At 41.8% G+C, this 16,772-nt stretch carries 21 protein-coding genes; 11 read left to right on the top strand and 10 right to left on the bottom strand.

Annotation, left to right across the window (positions count from 1 at the left end):
- Positions 1-42 precede the first annotated feature (42 nt).
- The 6 genes from C9E88_RS14075 (at position 43) to C9E88_RS14050 (ending at position 4,249) form a co-directional block, all read left to right on the top strand.
- Positions 43-372, top strand: a complete 330-nt coding sequence (locus C9E88_RS14075; RefSeq protein WP_117006809.1) for a hypothetical protein — start codon at positions 43-45, stop codon at positions 370-372.
- A gap of 174 nt (positions 373-546) precedes the next feature.
- Entirely contained in the window at positions 547-2,535 is a 1,989-nt protein-coding gene (locus C9E88_RS14070) for an ATP-dependent helicase (protein ID WP_106985109.1), read from the top strand.
- Positions 2,536-2,624: 89 nt separating this feature from the next.
- Complete coding sequence (locus C9E88_RS14065; RefSeq protein ID WP_106985110.1) at positions 2,625-2,876, top strand: RNA recognition motif domain-containing protein; 252 nt, start codon at positions 2,625-2,627, stop codon at positions 2,874-2,876.
- Positions 2,877-2,923: 47 nt separating this feature from the next.
- A complete protein-coding gene (locus C9E88_RS14060) occupies positions 2,924-3,283 on the top strand; it encodes an ASCH domain-containing protein (RefSeq protein WP_106985111.1) in 360 nt (119 codons plus the stop codon).
- A 75-nt stretch (positions 3,284-3,358) separates the two neighbouring features.
- Positions 3,359-3,862: a DUF6586 family protein gene (locus tag C9E88_RS14055; protein ID WP_106985112.1), complete on the top strand. Its 504-nt coding sequence runs from the start codon at positions 3,359-3,361 to the stop codon at positions 3,860-3,862.
- Between the two features lie 108 nt (positions 3,863-3,970).
- The gene (locus tag C9E88_RS14050; protein ID WP_106985113.1) at positions 3,971-4,249 is read left to right on the top strand and encodes a hypothetical protein; all 279 of its coding nucleotides are present in this window, start codon (positions 3,971-3,973) and stop codon (positions 4,247-4,249) included.
- A 64-nt stretch (positions 4,250-4,313) separates the two neighbouring features.
- Here the strand turns inward: C9E88_RS14050 and C9E88_RS14045 are convergent, their stop codons facing one another.
- The 5 genes from C9E88_RS14045 to C9E88_RS14025 all read right to left on the bottom strand — a co-directional run bounded on the left by C9E88_RS14045 (position 4,314) and on the right by C9E88_RS14025 (position 8,945).
- On the bottom strand, positions 4,314-4,931 hold the full coding sequence (locus C9E88_RS14045) for a DUF1294 domain-containing protein (RefSeq protein ID WP_106985114.1): 618 nt from the start codon (positions 4,929-4,931) through the stop codon (positions 4,314-4,316).
- 143 nt (positions 4,932-5,074) lie between these two features.
- Positions 5,075-6,793 (bottom strand): cation:proton antiporter, encoded by a 1,719-nt coding sequence (locus tag C9E88_RS14040; protein ID WP_106985115.1) that lies wholly within the window; start codon positions 6,791-6,793, stop codon positions 5,075-5,077.
- 136 nt (positions 6,794-6,929) lie between these two features.
- A complete protein-coding gene (gene rpmG / locus C9E88_RS14035) occupies positions 6,930-7,085 on the bottom strand; it encodes a 50S ribosomal protein L33 (RefSeq protein WP_001205031.1) in 156 nt (51 codons plus the stop codon).
- A 12-nt stretch (positions 7,086-7,097) separates the two neighbouring features.
- On the bottom strand, positions 7,098-7,334 hold the full coding sequence (rpmB, locus tag C9E88_RS14030; RefSeq protein ID WP_000048256.1) for a 50S ribosomal protein L28: 237 nt from the start codon (positions 7,332-7,334) through the stop codon (positions 7,098-7,100).
- Between the two features lie 162 nt (positions 7,335-7,496).
- Positions 7,497-8,945, bottom strand: a complete 1,449-nt coding sequence (locus C9E88_RS14025; protein ID WP_106985116.1) for a coniferyl aldehyde dehydrogenase — start codon at positions 8,943-8,945, stop codon at positions 7,497-7,499.
- Between the two features lie 115 nt (positions 8,946-9,060).
- Between C9E88_RS14025 and C9E88_RS14020 the strand changes: the two genes are divergently transcribed.
- The 5 genes from C9E88_RS14020 to C9E88_RS14000 all read left to right on the top strand — a co-directional run bounded on the left by C9E88_RS14020 (position 9,061) and on the right by C9E88_RS14000 (position 12,899).
- On the top strand, positions 9,061-9,768 hold the full coding sequence (locus C9E88_RS14020; RefSeq protein ID WP_106985117.1) for a TetR/AcrR family transcriptional regulator: 708 nt from the start codon (positions 9,061-9,063) through the stop codon (positions 9,766-9,768).
- 224 nt (positions 9,769-9,992) lie between these two features.
- Complete coding sequence (purU, locus tag C9E88_RS14015) at positions 9,993-10,859, top strand: formyltetrahydrofolate deformylase (RefSeq protein ID WP_106985118.1); 867 nt, start codon at positions 9,993-9,995, stop codon at positions 10,857-10,859.
- Between the two features lie 221 nt (positions 10,860-11,080).
- Entirely contained in the window at positions 11,081-11,848 is a 768-nt protein-coding gene (locus C9E88_RS14010) for a TonB family protein (RefSeq protein ID WP_106985119.1), read from the top strand.
- A gap of 26 nt (positions 11,849-11,874) precedes the next feature.
- Positions 11,875-12,495: a MotA/TolQ/ExbB proton channel family protein gene (locus C9E88_RS14005; protein WP_106985120.1), complete on the top strand. Its 621-nt coding sequence runs from the start codon at positions 11,875-11,877 to the stop codon at positions 12,493-12,495.
- A complete protein-coding gene (locus tag C9E88_RS14000) occupies positions 12,495-12,899 on the top strand; it encodes an ExbD/TolR family protein (protein ID WP_106985121.1) in 405 nt (134 codons plus the stop codon). Before C9E88_RS14005 ends, C9E88_RS14000 begins: the two co-directional genes overlap by 1 nt.
- Positions 12,900-12,996: 97 nt before the next feature.
- On the opposite strand, the gene msrA is transcribed toward C9E88_RS14000, so the two are convergent.
- The 5 genes from msrA to thyA all read right to left on the bottom strand — a co-directional run bounded on the left by msrA (position 12,997) and on the right by thyA (position 16,758).
- The gene (msrA, locus tag C9E88_RS13995; RefSeq protein WP_106985122.1) at positions 12,997-13,515 is read right to left on the bottom strand and encodes a peptide-methionine (S)-S-oxide reductase MsrA; all 519 of its coding nucleotides are present in this window, start codon (positions 13,513-13,515) and stop codon (positions 12,997-12,999) included.
- Positions 13,516-13,633: 118 nt separating this feature from the next.
- Positions 13,634-14,092: an META domain-containing protein gene (locus tag C9E88_RS13990; RefSeq protein ID WP_106985123.1), complete on the bottom strand. Its 459-nt coding sequence runs from the start codon at positions 14,090-14,092 to the stop codon at positions 13,634-13,636.
- A gap of 112 nt (positions 14,093-14,204) precedes the next feature.
- The gene (locus C9E88_RS13985; RefSeq protein WP_171501785.1) at positions 14,205-15,233 is read right to left on the bottom strand and encodes an Lnb N-terminal periplasmic domain-containing protein; all 1,029 of its coding nucleotides are present in this window, start codon (positions 15,231-15,233) and stop codon (positions 14,205-14,207) included.
- 72 nt (positions 15,234-15,305) lie between these two features.
- Positions 15,306-15,818, bottom strand: a complete 513-nt coding sequence (locus C9E88_RS13980) for a dihydrofolate reductase (RefSeq protein ID WP_106985125.1) — start codon at positions 15,816-15,818, stop codon at positions 15,306-15,308.
- A 97-nt stretch (positions 15,819-15,915) separates the two neighbouring features.
- The gene (thyA, locus tag C9E88_RS13975; protein ID WP_106985126.1) at positions 15,916-16,758 is read right to left on the bottom strand and encodes a thymidylate synthase; all 843 of its coding nucleotides are present in this window, start codon (positions 16,756-16,758) and stop codon (positions 15,916-15,918) included.
- Between the last annotated feature and the right edge of the window lie 14 nt (positions 16,759-16,772).

Here is a 16,772-nt window from a genome sequence, read left to right as displayed (position 1 = left end):
CGCTTTGCATTTCAAATCTTTGTGCAACAAAGCCGATCAAATATGAAAAAAATAATCTTTTTAGTGTCGATGTTGGGGCTGCAGAGTTTTGGCTTTGCTCATGCGGATGCCACTCATGAAGTGAAAGACAGATTAAAACAAGGAAATAAAACGTCTTTTCGATTTAATGATAATTCAATTCAAACAGCCGCATATCTCATTCAGCATGAAAAAGGGATTAAGGTTGTGATTGATCAAAGCGTGGATAAAAAAAGGAGTTTTCCCATCAATTTAAGAGATCAAAATTTTTTAACTTATCTTGATGTGACTACTCAGCGATTGGGTCTGAGCTATGAAGTGCTAGACAATAAAACCATCAGAGTGTATCGATAATATTTTATGCTTATTTTTAAAATACGTATAAACTAATTGGCTGATACAAAATGAAATTCAGCCACTTTTGTACCGCTACTGAGCCTTTCTTGTGATCTCAGCTTAGCTTTGTTCATCAAGTTTTCTGCATACAGCTCTGCTAAACTATAGGCCTAACCCGTACGATGAGACACCATGAGTTTAGCCAACCTGATTAATGAATTAAACCCGCAACAAAAACAAGCCGCAACAACAGAAGCACAGCATAGCTTGGTTTTGGCAGGGGCAGGTTGTGGTAAAACCAAAACCATCGTGGCGCGTGCAGCTTATTTAATTGATCAAGGTGTACCAGCCAATCAAATTCAAATTTTAACTTTTACCCGTCGTGCGGCCAGTGAAATTGTGGCACGTGTTGAACTGGCCTTGGGCGATCAAGCACAGGGCTTGCGAGCATCGACATTTCATACTTTTTGTATGTACTTGCTACGCCGTATTCCAAAAGCTTTTGGTTTAGAGCAGTTTTCCATTATTGATCGTGATGATCAAAATATGATGTTTCGCTTGATTCGTGGGCGCGACGATAAAAAAAATCCTAACTTTTTACCTAAGCCTGCTGAGCTTTGCGATCTATATTCTTATGCACGCAATACCCGTCAAAAACTGAGTGAAGCACTAGAAAAACAAATGCCCGAATATTTGGCGCTCAAAGACCAGATTGCGGACATTATGAAAGAGTACGAAGCCCGCAAACGTGCCCGTGCATTTTTAGATTATGATGATATTTTAGCCATTGTGGCGAAGGCTTTGGCGGAGTCTGATGGTTTAGTGGATTATGTGGCGTCGATTTGTCGTTATATGTTGGTCGATGAAATGCAGGACACCAATCCCTTGCAATGGGCTTTATTAGAGCCATTGAAGGATCGTGTAAGTTTATTTTGCGTGGGTGACGATGCGCAGTCCATTTACGGCTTTCGCGGTGCAGACTTTGAAAACATTCATCATTTTAAAGAGCGAGTGCCAAATGCTGAAATCTTTAAACTGGAAAAAAACTACCGCTCGACTCAAGAAATTTTAGACCTCTCTAATTGGTTATTAGATGAATCTGAAATTAAATATGACAAACGTTTAGATGCGCATCGTGGGGAAGGCATTAAGCCGAAAATGCATATTTTCCCAAATGAATTTGATGAAGCCAAATGGATTGCGATTGATATTAAAGAGCGCCATTATTTACAAGGCAACAAATGGTCAGATCACATGGTGCTGGTACGTTCGAGCTTTGCCGCCCGTAGTATTGAAGCAGCCTGCATTGCTGCCAACGTGCCTTATCGCTTTATTGGTGGCATGAAACTGCTTGAAACAGCGCATGTAAAAGATCTGATGAGCCTGCTTCGCCTCATGTCTAATCCACTTGATGACATTGCTTGGATGCGCTTTTTAACCTTGTGGAATGGTGTGGGGGATGTAGGCGCGAGTAAGCTTTCACAGCAATTGCTACTTGAACACGACATTGATGGTATTGCAAAGCAATTAGAGAAGTTTGGTAAAGTGCCTGCAGAAGCGATATTGATCATGAAGCAAATGTCGGTGCTCAAAGATCAGGTTAAAGCGTGTGTGAGCTTGGCCATTCAAGCGATTGAAACGCAGTTGGCGGAGAACTATAAAAAGGATTGGCCACGTCGCCAAGGTGATTTTGAGTTGGTCAAACAACTGGCGTCTAAGCACGATCAATTGGCAGAGTTTTTAGAAGCTTATGTGCTTGATCCGGTATCTATTTCTGAAATTGAACGCCAATCCGATACCGATGTCGTGACTTTAATTACTATTCATTCTGCCAAAGGGACAGAGCAGAAAGTCTGCTATGTGGCCAATGTTAGCCCAGGACAGTATCCAAACTCACGGGCAGCAGGCGATTTTGATGCCGTAGAGGAAGAGCGCCGTGTACTGTATGTGGCTTTAACTCGTGCGCAAAATGAATTGATTTTAACCAAGCAAAACTTAAATCATTGGGCGCGTGAAACCGTTGATGAGCAAGGACGCAAAGTTCAAAGCTACTTTTTTAATGATATGACGCGTCAATTATGTACGATGGAAACACATTATAAGCAACGTGAACAAACAGTAAAAACTGCTTTAATTGAGCGTAAGTCGATTAATTTAGATTTTGGCATCGATCTCGATTAAAATAGTGCATTGACGTGATTGAGCACGCAAGTTCAAAAAGCAACCATAGGCAAATGCTTTTTGAGGACGCTGCCTATTTGGAAAATTGAATGAATATTTTAGTACGTAACTTAGAGCGCTCGGTAACAGAAGCAGAATTACTGGAATTGTTTAAACCTTTTGGTAAGGTTGAATCAGCAGTGGTAGTGATGGATGCTGAAACGGGCAAATCTAAAGGTTTCGGTTTTGTAGAAATGCCAAATGGCCGTGAAGCAATTAAAGCGATTAAAGGTTTAAATACGCTGAAAGTGAAAGGTATGGGTATTCGAGTTAAATCTGTCGAAGACAAACCAAAAGCTTAATAAAGAAAGGGAGCAATAATTGCTCCTTTTTTTATGGTGAATTCAGCATGCAAACCTATTTCGCACTTTCTATTGTGGCTCCTGCAGGGCAAAAAATTGTCAATGGTTTAAAAACACTGGAAGTGCGCCGTTGGCGACCTGAGCAATTGCCTTTAAAGAATTTAGTGATTGTCGAAAATCAGCATTTTCTACACCAAGAAGGTGCGGAGGAAATGGGGCATGCCATTGCAATGGTGGATGTGCGAGAAGTCCATGCTTGGACTGAAGATGAAATTGAGCCTGCACAGGCCTCTTATTGGGAAGCAGGATACTGGGCTTGGACTTTAGAAAATATTCGTCCCATTGCAACAATACAACCACAAATTGCTAAACGGAAAATCTATTTAATTGAAATGGATCATCCATAATATTTATTGTGAATTCAGAGAGTTTGAGTTTAAGCTTGTGCTTGTACTCAACGCCAAAATGTAGGAATTAAATTCATGTCTCGAGTTGCTCGTTACCATGCTGATCGCACCAACCAAAAACTCTATTTTGCACGACTGGCTTGCCAACAAGCTGAGCAAGTAGAACATATTCAGCAAGCACAAGCACATCGAGAGGCTGCAGTATTTCACTTACACGGTGCGGTATTGGCGTTCTTGCAGGAACTGGTGCGCTATTATCGTTTAAATGACTTTAATCCAACTTTAAAATCTGTAGAAGAACATATGGCGGCTAAAGGTCAGGTGTCTCCTGAAATTTCCGTCATGCAAAAATTGGCCAAAGAAGGATTTATTGCTGAATTAAAGCGAGCTTACCGGATGTGTCAGTATGCACCAGAGCCAAGTGCACCGGAACCTGAGGCAGAAACCTCGTCAAATTTAATTATTAAAGTGACGCAGTCGCCTCAAGCATGGTTGCCTGATACCAAAATTTTACGTGAATGGCATCGTGAATTAACGCAGTTGATTGATGGCTTCCGTAATGAAATGGTGGAGTTCTAATTCGATTTAATGAGCAGTACTTGAAATTGCCAATTTCAACCCGATATTAATGATCTAAGCCGTGCAAAGTGCAGTAGCCTTTGCCACCATGTTGTGCATGGAGGATATATGTCTATAGAACAGTTGAAAGAATTATTTGGAAATCAAGACGCAATTTTAGAACTTGTGCAACTCGAGGGTGGTGAATTGGCCTTGCGTAATGCAGGCTCAGAGCAAGAGCCTTTGGTGACGATTCAATTTAATGAAGAGGTCCGAGCCTTACTTGGGGATCAAACACCTGTGATTGCGCAGCAGATGATTCAGGCTGCGCTATATGGTTTGCTTGAAAAGCAAGTCAATGAATGGCAAGCAGGCGTTGTGGATGAGAAGCCACAATATTTGAGTTAATCATTTAAAAAATTAAACGCACCTTTTGGTGCGTTTTTTTATGTGTGCATCGATCAAGTTGGCATTAAAATGTTGAAGGCCAAGTGAAGTAGACAAAGACCGCAAACACTATAATATTACCCAGCACCGTAAGCCAGAACGTTTCACGAAATTCTTTCTTTTGTGATTTATGACGTAAGCTGAGCTGAGCAATCAGCGCGCCTATCCAACCGCCTAAAAAACTCCATTGATGTAACGTTTTTTCAGGTGTGCGCCGTTGATTTTTTTGTGCTGCGTTTTTATCTTGCCAATACAAAAAGAAGGTCAGTAGGCTTAGCACGATATAGTAGCCAAGCACCCAAATACTGATTTTTCCCCAAAAGCATAAAGCTAATAACACTAAAATAAATGGATAGGCTGCAATTTTAGACAGCAATTGCTTGCCTTCTTCAGCTTGGTTATGTCGTTGATGGCGTAATTTTTTTCGTTCAAAGTCATGTAAAAATTGAATATTCACAGCTTGAGGGCGCTGATTGGCATCCATCTGAATATCATAGACCAATTGATCCCCTTCGCATGGGCGACGGGTTTTATAGCTAAAATTTTTAATATGTACAAAGACTTTATCAGTTTGCTGTTCAGTTGTTGCAAACCCAAAGCCTTGCTCGTCTTTCCAAGTGGTGAGTGTGCCTTTTGAATGCATGATGCCCTCGAAAATATTATATTTAAATATGTATTGTTAAGTGTTTGAAGCTTATCGGTTTTGCTTTGTTTTGACCAGTGTGTACTCAAAAAACGGATAATAAAAAACGCACAGAAGCGTGCGTTTTTTATAGCGTGATGAGCTTAATGCGTAGGGGCTTCATGATGCGCAATTTGGATTTGATTCAAAATATGATTGCTCATATTTTTGGCCATTTCCTCTTTGGCAAAATACACTTCGCCAATATTATCATTGCGGATCACTTCGGCTTCTTGCTTACTCTCAGCACATACCAAGACCTGAATTTGTGGGTTTAACGTTTTGGCAATATCTACAATTTTATGAATATCCAAAATATCCATGGGTGAGAGTACCAAAAGGCGTGCATGTTGAATGTGTGCTTGAATGAGTACGCTCGGTTCAGTGGCCATACCAGAAACAGCGGCAATGCCTTTTTCCCGTAAGTTTTCCACAATCTCACGGTTTTCTTCTGCAATCACCACCTTAATATTTTGTTTCATCAGCGTACGGGTAATACGACGCCCAACCTCACCATGGCCAACGATCACCACCTGATCGCGTAGGTAATCTTGTGAGACTTCATCTGGAAGCATTGCCAAGGGGTCACCACTACGTTCAAGTAAGCGAGCCAATGATGAGCGCTCACGAATCCATCTTTGTATTGGTTCAACGGCTGAAAATACAAAAGAGTTTAGGGTAATGGAGATGAGCGCACCGGCTAAAATTAAGTTTTGACCTTCAATAGACAGCAGTTGAAGTGAAACTCCGAGTGCAGCTAAGATGAAAGAAAATTCACCAATTTGAGCCAAGCTCGCACCAACGGTCAGTGCTGTATTGAGTGGATAACGGAAGAATAAAACCAAAGCCATGGCAGCGATGGTTTTACCAATCATAATAATGCCGACAACAGCCAATACATGCAGTGGTTGTTCTAGCAAGATCCTTGGATCAAACAGCATGCCAACAGAAACGAAGAACAAAATGGCAAAAATTTCACGTAAAGGCAGGGTTTCTTCTTCTGCACGGTGACTGAAGTCGGATTCCTTCACCACCATCCCAGCGAAGAATGCACCCAAGGCCATAGAAACGCCAAAGATTTTATATGCGCCAAATGCAATGGACACCGCAGCAGCAACAACAGTTAACGTGAAGAGTTCACGTGAGCCAAGGCGTGCCACAATTTGCATAATTTTAGGCACTAAGCGCTTGCCAACAATCAGCATGAAGGCAATGAAGCCTGCAACTTTCAGCAGTGTGATGCCTAAAGTCAGCCAAATGCTATCATCTGCATTGGCACCTTCAATGGCTTGCCCACCGAGTAGGACTGCAGTGGCAGGTAACAGAACCAATGCCAGTACCATCACGAGGTCTTCAACCAACAGCCAGCCTACGGCAATTTTACCATTGACTGATTCGAGCAGACCTCGATCACCGAGAGCTTTGAGTAATACCACTGTACTTGCACAAGACAGGCTTAGACCGAAAATGAGTGCAGAACCAAAACTCCAGCCCCAGAGCATAGAGATGCCGACACCTAAGAGTGTAGCGACAGCAATCTGTAAAATTGCGCCTGGGAGGGCAATGCGTCGAACTTGCATTAAGTCATTGAGTGAAAAGTGCATGCCAACCCCAAACATGAGGAACATGACACCAAGCTCAGCCAACTGATTGGCCAAATGAATATCACCGACAATACCCGGTGTGTTTGGGCTAATAATAATGCCCGCGACTAAATAGCCAATAAGAGGGGGAAGGCGTAAACGGGCGGCGATATAACCAAAAAACAGCGCAACACCAAACCCGACTGCAAGTAGGATAATGAGTTCTACATCATGTGGCACTAAAACCTCCTGAAGTCAGTGTATATTAGGGAAAAATTAAGCATAAGAAATGCCAATTATGCTGAAAGTGTAACAAGTCGAATAAAAAAAATGCAAAAAAAAACGGCCAGAAGGCCGTTTTTTTTAGAATCTAAAATTATTTAATTTTAGCTTCTTTGAAGATTACGTGTTGACGGATTTTTGGATCAAATTTTTTGATTTCCATTTTTTCCGGCATAGTACGTTTGTTCTTAGTAGTGGTATAGAAATAACCTGTACCAGCAGAAGAAACTAGGCGAATCTTATCACGCATTGTAATGACTCCTTAGATCTTTTGACCTTGAGCACGAAGGTCAGCAACAACCTTTTCAATGCCCAATTTGTCGATAATACGCATACCTTTAGTGGTTAGACGAAGACGTACAAAACGTTTTTCGCTTTCTAACCAGAAACGGTGGTGGTGCAGGTTCGGCTCGAACCGGCGTTTGGTTTTGTTATTGGCGTGCGAGACGTTGTTGCCAACGACTGGACGCTTGCCGGTAACTTGGCAAACCTTAGACATGGTGAACTCCATTGCTAGACAGCACCGATTGTGTGCCTAGTCATAAAAAGTAAACGGATGAAATCATTCAAGGGGCGTTTTATACCAAAAATACGCTTAAAAGACAAGCGATTTTCAATAAAACACGGCATGACTATGTGCGATAGATCATGCCTTGATCAGTTAGCGAAGAAGTGTCTTCGAAATTAGCTTGTGGATCGGCTTATTGAATGGTGGGAGAATGAATTTCAAGCTATACAGCTTTGGATTCGACATCACTGACCGTTCATGCGACAAACTAAAGAACCCTTCCGGACCATGGTATTTCCCCATACCTGATGCGCCAACGCCACCAAATGGTAAATCGTCTTGTGCAACATGGGTTAAAACCGTGTTTTGTCCAAAATGCCCTGAATGCGTACGCTGTGCGACATAGTCGGCACGCGCCTGATCAAAGTCGAAGTAGTATAAAGCAAGTGGACGCGGACGGCTATTAATAAACTCAATAACATCGTCAATTTGATCATATTCCATGATTGGAAGGATCGGCCCGAAGATTTCATTTTGCATAATTTGCATATCAGGGCTAACACCCGTTAGCAAAGTTGGTGCAATTTTGCGCACCGCAGCCACATCTTCGTGTTTTGAATTAATTTCAATGATTTGAGCACCCGATGCTTGCGCGTCTTCTAAATAGCCTTGCAGGCGGTTGTACTGTTTATCATTAATAATTGAAGTGTAATCTTGGTTATCTGCAAAATGCGGATACATATTTTCTGCACAGGCTTTAAAACGATCAATAAACTCTGCTGTTTTACCTCGAGGTAAAAATATATAGTCAGGTGCAACACAAGTTTGGCCTGCATTCCAAAGTTTACCTACAGCTAAACGTTCAGCAACGTCTTGTAAGTCCATGGATGGGTGAACCAGCACAGGAGACTTACCCCCGAGTTCTAAAATAACTGGGACTAAGTTTTCAGCGGCTGCCGCCATGACGGTTTTTCCGACATTGGTCGAGCCTGTGAAAATAATTTTGTCAAAAGCCAGATGACTAAATGCATCAGAGATTGCACCACCGCCATTAATCACAGCCACCAACTCTTGTGGAAAGGCTTCTGCTAAGGCTTTTTCTAACACAAAACCAAAGTTTGCCGATGCACTCGAAATTTTGATCATGGCATGGTTACCTGCAGCCAATGCACAAATGAGTGGTCCAATCGAAAGAAGAAGCGGATAATTCCAAGGGGTAATAATACCGACCACGCCCAGTGGTTGATATTGTACCCAAGCTTTTGCAGGCTGATGAATAATGCCAATATGTCGCTTAGACGGTTTCATCCAGCCCGTTAAATTTTTGCTGTAATATTTAATATGTTCAAGGCACGTAAGTAGTTCGCCAATTTTGGTTTCACTGATCGAACGGTTGCCATAGTCTTGATTAATTGCTTCAGCAAATTGATCTTGATACTTAACTAAGATACGCTTAAGACGAGCCAAACGGTCGATGCGTTCTTTTGCTGTAGGCAACGGGTAACGCAAATAAGCATTTTTTTGTTGCGCCAACGTATTTTCAAGATGTTGGGTATCAAGAGAATGAGGTGTCATTGATGTTGTTTTAGTCTGACTATTCATGTCGCACGACCATTTTCAAAGAGCGATTTATTAAATTTTTAGAGTAAATGCTCTAAATAGTCAAGTTACTTTATGTGTTATGAAATTAATGCATTGAATTTATGGTTGTTTTAGGATGTCCCAAACAAAAACGTTGAAAACCAAAGAACGTATTTTACAGCTGAGCTTACAGTTGTTTAATGAACGTGGCGAACGTTCGGTTACGACCAACCATATTGCAGCTGAACTTGGGATGAGCCCAGGTAATTTGTATTATCATTTCCGCAATAAAAGCGAAATTATTAAAGAATTGATGGAGCAATATCAAAAGGAAACGCTAGAAATGCTGGCGTTACCTGAAGATCGTCCTCTCGATGCAAATGATAAAATTCGTTATTTTCAGGTGCTGAGTAGTCAGCTTTGGGCATATCGCTTTTTACATCGTGATGTTTATCATTTGGTTGAAAACAATGATGATTTTCGTAAGATGTATCCACGCTTTGCCAGTCAAGTAATGCAACAAGGGCAAAAAATTTATAAGGCCTTTGTAAATGCAGGCTTAATGGAAATGACTGACTCAGAAATTGAGGCTTTGACCATTAACCTTTGGATTGTACTGACTAACTGGACGAACTTCTTGTATATGTCTGGTCATATTACCGATTCAAACCATTTGGAAGAGAAGTGGGTTTGGCAGGCATTGCGTCAAATGGTGTTCTTGGAAGGGGCATATTTACGTGGTGAAAGCCGTCAGACGTATGAGCATTTATTGGAAACGATGGGTGAGTCAGAGCTTTTTGAAAGTTTAGCAGCCTCGGTGCCTAAAACCCCAGAAGCACCCTAAGAGAACAGCTACCCAATAGGTGAAAATGAACACGCTTTTGTGCAAGCCACAGAAGCGTGTTTTTATTTTGTAGTTATACTTAAATGAGTAGTCGAATGAGCATAAAAACTCAACAATCTTCTCGAACAACTCGAATGTTCGATCCTACCTATTTAGTCTGTCTTTAAAACGCGTTAGAATACTCGGCTTACTTTTATTAATTGATTTTAGCGATACACACCAAAATGAATATGTCGACTGCAAATACTGCGCGCTTGCTCATTACCTGTGAAGATAAGCCAGGTATTGTGCAAGCTGTATCGAGCTTTTTGTATCATCATGGAGCAAATATTACCGCACTTGATCAATACGCAACGGAAGCTCAGGGCGGACGTTATTTCATGCGTGTTGAGTTTGAGCTTGATAATTTACAAAGCCGTAAAGAAAACTTATTACAGACTTTTGATAATAATGTCGCTGCACGTTATGAAATGCACTGGCGCTTGGCGTTAGTTAGTGACGTGAAAAAGGTTGGTATTTTGGTTTCCAAAGTAGACCACGCCTTGCTTGAACTTTTATGGCGCCATGCCCGTGGCGGTTTGCCATGTGAAATTACCAAAGTTGTGTCGAATCACGACACTTTACGTGAAGCTGTAGAAAACTTTGGTATTCCGTTTGAAGTTGTTCCTGTGAATAAAGAAAACAAACGTGAAGCTTATGCGCAAATTGATGAGCTAATGCAAGGCAATGATTTACTTGTTTTAGCACGTTATATGCAAATTCTGGATGAAGAATTTGTACAAAAATGGGAAATGAAAATCATCAATATTCATCACTCATTCTTACCAGCGTTTGTAGGTGCAAATCCATACAAACAAGCGTATGAAAAGGGTGTGAAGTTGATTGGTGCAACAGCGCATTATGTGACTGCTGATTTGGACCAAGGTCCGATCATTGAGCAAGATGTTGAGCGTGTGAGCCATGACTTTACCGTAGAACAGCTACGTGAATTAGGTCAGGATGTTGAGCGTAATGTACTTGCACGCGCTGTGAAATGGCATTTGGAAGACCGTATTATTGTGCATGGCAACAAAACTGTTGTATTCCAATAATGCTTTGAATCTAGTGTTTAAAAAAGGCATACTTTAAGTATGCCTTTTTATTGATGTGTTGCAGTTTATCATTCAAAAAAGCCATAAAAGTAACCAAATTAATAGTTGCAAATGAAAACACTTCTCATTTATCATTGTGCCACTTTAATTGTTCGAACCGATGAGTTTGATTGCAATTTTCATTCTATGTGCAGTCACTTGTTTAAGGTATATTGATTTTAATGACTCCTTCTTCTGCTCCGATGCTGCCAGACCCAAATTCGATGAAAAAGAAAGTCCTCACGGCACTTGTAGCTGTTGTGATTGGGCATGTTGGGGTATTGTGGGCAGTTGGCCAAATGAAAGCGCCAGATTTAAAGCCAATTGAAAAAGAACCATTAAAAGTACGCTTTGTAAAACTTCAGGAAGCACCAAAACCATTGCCTCCTAAGCCAAAACCAGAACCGAAAAAAGAACCACCAAAACCGAAAGAAGTTAAAATAGTAGATAAGCCTTTACCGCCACCACCGAAAAAAATTGAAAAAGTGGAGCAAGTGAAGAAAGCTGAAACGCCGAAACCCGTCGTTAAACCAGTGGAAACACCAAAACCAAGTCCAGTGGTATCTACAGTAGTCTCTGAAACGAAAAAACCTGTACCAACACCTGCACCAGCGCCAGTTGCACCGCCTGCACCTGTAGCTCCTCCGGCACCGCCTGCACCACCAGCACCTAAAAGTGTTTCTTTGGGTGGAGGTGTATCATGGTTACGTGCACCGAAGGTAAGTTTTGAAGGTGGTGAGCTGAAAGACTCATGTTCATTAGTGGTTGCAATATCAGCCAATGAGCAAGGTAAAGTTATTTCTGCTGATGCAAAAAATTCGAGTTGTAGTCCAGCTGTCAACCGTAAAGTTACGGCAGCAGTAAAACGGGCTCAACTCACCAAATATATTGAAAATGGTGTGGCGTATCCAACACGTGTGGAACAGCCATTCGACTTTCAACTTAAATAACCGGCTAACCCATTAGGAGTTCGAGTATGAACTTTTCAGTTTATTGGCAACATGCAGATGCAGTCAGCAAAACGCTGTACTTTGTGTTGTTGGCAATGTCGATTGCGACATGGACCATTTTTGTTTTACGCATTATGGGCACACGTCAGCTGAAACAAGTAGCTTATGCTCATCTTTCTGATGCTTTAACGGCATTAAAAGCAAAATTTGCGCCGTTAAACTTTGATCAACGTAAAGCAGTTGCTGAACAAGCTTTGCTTCGCCAAATTGCAGTGGAAAAAGCCAATGCAGAAAAAGGCGTTTCTGTACTGGGTACGATTGCATCACTTGCACCATTCGTAGGTTTGTTTGGTACGGTTTGGGGTATTTTCCACGCCTTGGTTGCAGTAGGTAAAAGCGGTCAAGCAGGTCTAGCTCAAGTTGCAACACCCGTGGGTGAAGCCTTAATTATGACAGGTCTAGGTTTGGCGGTCGCGATTCCTGCAGTATTGGCTTATAACATTTGTGTACGCTTTAACCGTACATTAAGCAATGAATTGCAAGATCAAGCACATGGCTTGTTGATTGATACCATGCTACAGCAAGAGTCAGTAAAAAAGACTGAAGTCACTGCGGCACAAGAAGGTTTAGTTGGAGGTCAAGCTTAATGGCTTTTCAATTGGGTGAAGACAACGATGCAGGCATGAATGAGATGAACCTCATTCCGCTCATCGATATTATGCTGGTATTGATGATCATCTTTTTGGTGACAGCGACCGTTGCCAACCCATCAATTCCATTAACCTTGCCACAAACTACTGCTGAAGTAATTGATTTACCACCAGAGAATGTGACCATTAGCATTAATGCAAATGGTGATATTGCATGGAATGGTAATGTGTTGTCGCTAGAAGAGCTTGAAACGCGCTTTAATACGGCAGCGGAAGCTGAACGTAAGCCAACCATCGTACTTAAAGCAGATAAAGAATCACGTTATGATACTGTCGCGCAAGTGATGTCACGTGCGAGTGGAGCCGGGCTCAGTGATATTGCGTTTGCAACAGATAATTAATCTGCATTTGAACATAAAAAAAGCAACCCAATAGGTTGCTTTTTTTATGCCTCAGCGTTGGGTTTTGTTGTTGAACTCCAAGTGAGCGTGCCAGCGACTATTTCATTAAATCTTGAAATTTACTTTGTAGCTTTAATAATTTGGGTGGAATTGCAAAATTGCAGTATCCCTGTGTTGGGTTACGGGCAAAAAAGTTTTGGTGATAGTCTTCGGCTGGATAAAACTCAGGGCTAGGGCTTAGTTCGGTGACGATGTCTAAACCTTCCGCTTTTAAAGCTTCAATCGCTTCCATGGCCTGTGAACGCTGTGCATCATCCATAAAGTAAATGACAGAGCGATATTGAGTGCCAATGTCATTGCCTTGACGGTTTAAGGTTGTTGGATCATGCGTCGCAAAGAACACATCAAGCAATTGTGCAAAGCTAATTTGTGATTCATCAAAATCAATCAGAATCACTTCTGCATGCTGTGTCGTTCCTGTGCAAATATCGTCATAACTTGGGTTAGATGTTAAACCACCCGCATAGCCGCTGGTTACTGCATGAACACCACGTAGTTGCAGAAATACAGCTTCTGTACACCAGAAGCAGCCACCGCCAAATAATGCTTTTTGCATAAGTTAAACCTAATTAATGTGTGAATTGTCTTTTAATATCGGGGCAAATTGCCAAGCTACAATGTTGCTGGTCTAAATCGCATTAAAAAGCCTGCAGAAGCAGGCTGATGGTCATGATTTAGCGGGGTTGCACTGCTAATTCAAATTTTAGAACTGGGTTGCCATAGCGGTCGAGCAGTTGCAGGGTTTTGCCAATGGTTTTGTAATGGGTGACTTTGGCTAATGCATCATTGAAGTCGCGATCAATATTATTGTTGTTCATGCAGGCCATACGTGTGCTTGCCATTTGACTCAATTGTAGCGTGTCACGTTTAACGCTATAGCTGCCCATAATGCGGTTACAGCCATCGGCACCTGATACACGTTTGGTTGCTTCATCAAATTGAATGCTCGGAATATTACGTGCTTGAGGCGAAGTTTGAATTACGGTATTACCAATCTGAGTGGCAATCCAAGTGCGGTTTTGCAGGAGTTGTAAATTTTCTGTACTTTCTGCAGTTGTCTTTGGCATGGTTTCGCATCCTGCAAGTAGTGCGACTGAGCTCATGGCTAAGGCAAGACATAACGGTTTTAACATGATTTACCCCATCTGTTTAATATTTAAACTTTAGCTTTAATATAAACAAATATTTAGCTCATTCGCTAGTCCAATTTGTTGCATTTATATATGTGGCTGTCCATGGTTTATTCTATTGTGAGTTTTGTGGTGCCGTGTGTGTCACAGAGCTGAGTCCTTGGCGAATCAGCGCAGAATACTGTGCACTACTGAGTGTATGGTGGCTTGTTACTCTTGGGTTAACATGTGCACGTCGATACCATGTAGCGATGTCCCATTGATGCGAAAGCGCATTTAAGTCATATAAATAATTGGGCAAATAGCCAGAAGCCAGTAAGCGATAATCGACAGGTAAGTGTTGCTTACTTACCGCCTGCACCATATCAAAGACTAAAGTGGTGCAGTTGCTGGTTAGCGTGTTATACCATTTGGCATGCTTGGCCAAATCGTCAGATTTAGACAGATACTCTTCAAATAAAGCTTTACGTTCGGCCTCACCCATGTTGATCGGGAAGAAATAGACCTGTTCGCCACGAATATTGCTCCGCGTATAGATAATATCTTTTTCATCAGCGGCAATCAGGCTGACTTCAAATTTACGAAAGAAGCCTCCAATGGCAGAGAAGTCTTCGTTTTTCTCTTTACGGATTTCAATAGAAAAGGTCAGGGGTGCACTGTGGGCAAAGTCAAAGCTGACGAGGATATGGGCAATTTTAGGTCCCATCCAATAAGAGGTAATAATATTAACGCCAGTAATGTCATTTAGATTGTAGTGGCGTGTTTCCCAGCGTTCCGTATAGCGACCATCGGCATGCCAATCAAAATTACGGACATTATGTAGCGTGACTTGGTCGCCGTGCTTTTCGTAGCTCAGCATTTTAGCGACTTCTGGATTCCAGTCACGGTCTTGTCGTGCAGGTAAGCTAAAGTACCAAATTAGGGCAAATAAAAAGGCCAAGCCGTAAATGAGTATATCTTTGCGACGACTGAGCAGGTGTGAAAAATAGATGCCTAAGATGCTCAGTGCAAAGGCAATCCAAAACCCGATAATCGCATAGCTCACAATGCTATTAATGGGCTGCTGTACCCAAATGGCCATACACAGCCAAGCTGAACTCAGAACTACAAATAGGCTAAATACCCCATGCGCAAGTTTGCGCATGAAAGATTTTATCGAGCTATTGGTTCGCGAAGGCTGTTGCATAAGACCATGTTATGTTTTCATTATTTAGCTTTATTTTCGGTAAGTTGCGAACTCAAAAGCAATCCCAGTTTTGTCGTCGATATGTTGTTCAGAGGCAACTTTATTGAAGTCAGATGGAATTGCTGGATAGTGGGCATCACCTTGTACATCCAGTTCGACATGCGTGAGTTCTAAGCGATCGGCAATGTCTAAGGTTTGTTTAAAGATTTCCCCGCCACCAATAATAAAAATGGTGTTGGGTTTTTCTGATGCTTCTACATCTGTAACGGCGTGTTTTAAGGCATCTTCAATGCTATACGCCACTTTAGTGCCTTCAGATTGCCAGTTTTGGTCACGCGTAATGACCCAGTTAACACGTTTTGGCAGGGTGCGTCCCATTGATTCTAAGGTTTTGCGACCCATAACGACCACGCCACCTTGGGTGATTTCTTTAAAGTGTTTAAGATCGGCAGAGATATGCCAAGGTAGGTCATTGCCTTTACCAATACAGCGCTGTTGATCCATTGCCACCACATGAACAACTTCTAAATTTTGGAACGCCATTGCCAACTACTCAAACACAATAAAAATTGACCCTATTAAAATGCAAAATCCCGCTTTTCGCAAAGCGGGATTTTGGTTTTTATGCAATTTAGATGCTTTAAACTGCAACTGGCGCTTTAATTCCAGGATGTGATTCATATCCTACAATTTCAATGTCTTCAAATTTGAAATCAAATAGGTCTTTGACATTTGGATTAAGTTTGAGTTGACATAACGTCATTGGCTCACGGCTCAGCTGTAATTTGGCTTGCTCGAAGTGATTGGTATAAAGGTGAGTATCACCACCAGTCCAAACAAAATCGCCTACGCCAAGCCCACAGACTTGCGCAATCATGTGAGTGAGTAATGCATAGCTGGCAATGTTAAATGGCACACCCAAAAATACGTCTGCACTGCGTTGGTAAAGTTGGCAAGACAATTTGCCATCTTGTACAAAAAATTGGAACAAAGTATGGCACGGAGGCAATGCAACATTGCCTGCTTCGTTAGGATTCCAACCTGAAACGATCAAACGGCGTGAGTTTGGGTTGGTTTTAATTTCATTCACCAGCCATTTGATCTGGTCAAAACCGTCGTCATTAAACGAACCATCGGCATTTTTAGTGGCACCAAAGTTACGCCATTGGTGACCATAAACTGGACCTAACTCACCTTCAGGACGTCCAAAACGTGCAGTCTGTTCTGCTGTAGACCATTCATCCCAAATGCTGACTTTGTTGTCTTTTAAATATTGAACATTGGTGTCACCTTTTAGAAACCACAACAGTTCAATCACAATTGAACGAAAATGCACTTTTTTGGTGGTGAGTAAAGGGAAGCCTTTTGAAAGGTCAAAGCGCATTTGATGACCAAATACAGAACGTGTTCCCGTACCTGTACGGTCGCCTTTGTCGCCACCGTTGTCGAGAATGTGCTGTAACAGGTCGAGGTATTGGCGCATATCGCTCTCATCAT

The organism is Acinetobacter cumulans, assembly GCF_003024525.3.
Lineage (GTDB): Bacteria > Pseudomonadota > Gammaproteobacteria > Pseudomonadales > Moraxellaceae > Acinetobacter > Acinetobacter cumulans.
Note: the sequence above shows the minus strand (reverse complement) of the source record. Positions and strands in the feature narration are given on the sequence as shown.

Coding starts and splice junctions, on each gene's coding strand:
- C9E88_RS14060 (WP_106985111.1), top strand. CDS start 2,924: ATGCAAACCTATTTCGCACTTTCTATTGTGGCTCCTGCAGGGCAAAAA.
- rpmB (WP_000048256.1), bottom strand. CDS start 7,334: ATGTCTAAGGTTTGCCAAGTTACCGGCAAGCGTCCAGTCGTTGGCAAC.
- C9E88_RS14020 (WP_106985117.1), top strand. CDS start 9,061: ATGTCCCAAACAAAAACGTTGAAAACCAAAGAACGTATTTTACAGCTG.
- C9E88_RS14010 (WP_106985119.1), top strand. CDS start 11,081: ATGACTCCTTCTTCTGCTCCGATGCTGCCAGACCCAAATTCGATGAAA.
- C9E88_RS14025 (WP_106985116.1), bottom strand. CDS start 8,945: ATGAATAGTCAGACTAAAACAACATCAATGACACCTCATTCTCTTGAT.
- C9E88_RS14070 (WP_106985109.1), top strand. CDS start 547: ATGAGTTTAGCCAACCTGATTAATGAATTAAACCCGCAACAAAAACAA.
- C9E88_RS14005 (WP_106985120.1), top strand. CDS start 11,875: ATGAACTTTTCAGTTTATTGGCAACATGCAGATGCAGTCAGCAAAACG.
- purU (WP_106985118.1), top strand. CDS start 9,993: ATGAATATGTCGACTGCAAATACTGCGCGCTTGCTCATTACCTGTGAA.
- C9E88_RS13990 (WP_106985123.1), bottom strand. CDS start 14,092: ATGTTAAAACCGTTATGTCTTGCCTTAGCCATGAGCTCAGTCGCACTA.
- thyA (WP_106985126.1), bottom strand. CDS start 16,758: ATGCGCCAATACCTCGACCTGTTACAGCACATTCTCGACAACGGTGGC.
- C9E88_RS14045 (WP_106985114.1), bottom strand. CDS start 4,931: ATGCATTCAAAAGGCACACTCACCACTTGGAAAGACGAGCAAGGCTTT.
- C9E88_RS14055 (WP_106985112.1), top strand. CDS start 3,359: ATGTCTCGAGTTGCTCGTTACCATGCTGATCGCACCAACCAAAAACTC.
- C9E88_RS13980 (WP_106985125.1), bottom strand. CDS start 15,818: ATGGCGTTCCAAAATTTAGAAGTTGTTCATGTGGTGGCAATGGATCAA.
- C9E88_RS14065 (WP_106985110.1), top strand. CDS start 2,625: ATGAATATTTTAGTACGTAACTTAGAGCGCTCGGTAACAGAAGCAGAA.
- C9E88_RS14000 (WP_106985121.1), top strand. CDS start 12,495: ATGGCTTTTCAATTGGGTGAAGACAACGATGCAGGCATGAATGAGATG.
- C9E88_RS13985 (WP_171501785.1), bottom strand. CDS start 15,233: ATGCGCAAACTTGCGCATGGGGTATTTAGCCTATTTGTAGTTCTGAGT.
- C9E88_RS14075 (WP_117006809.1), top strand. CDS start 43: ATGAAAAAAATAATCTTTTTAGTGTCGATGTTGGGGCTGCAGAGTTTT.
- rpmG (WP_001205031.1), bottom strand. CDS start 7,085: ATGCGTGATAAGATTCGCCTAGTTTCTTCTGCTGGTACAGGTTATTTC.
- msrA (WP_106985122.1), bottom strand. CDS start 13,515: ATGCAAAAAGCATTATTTGGCGGTGGCTGCTTCTGGTGTACAGAAGCT.
- C9E88_RS14050 (WP_106985113.1), top strand. CDS start 3,971: ATGTCTATAGAACAGTTGAAAGAATTATTTGGAAATCAAGACGCAATT.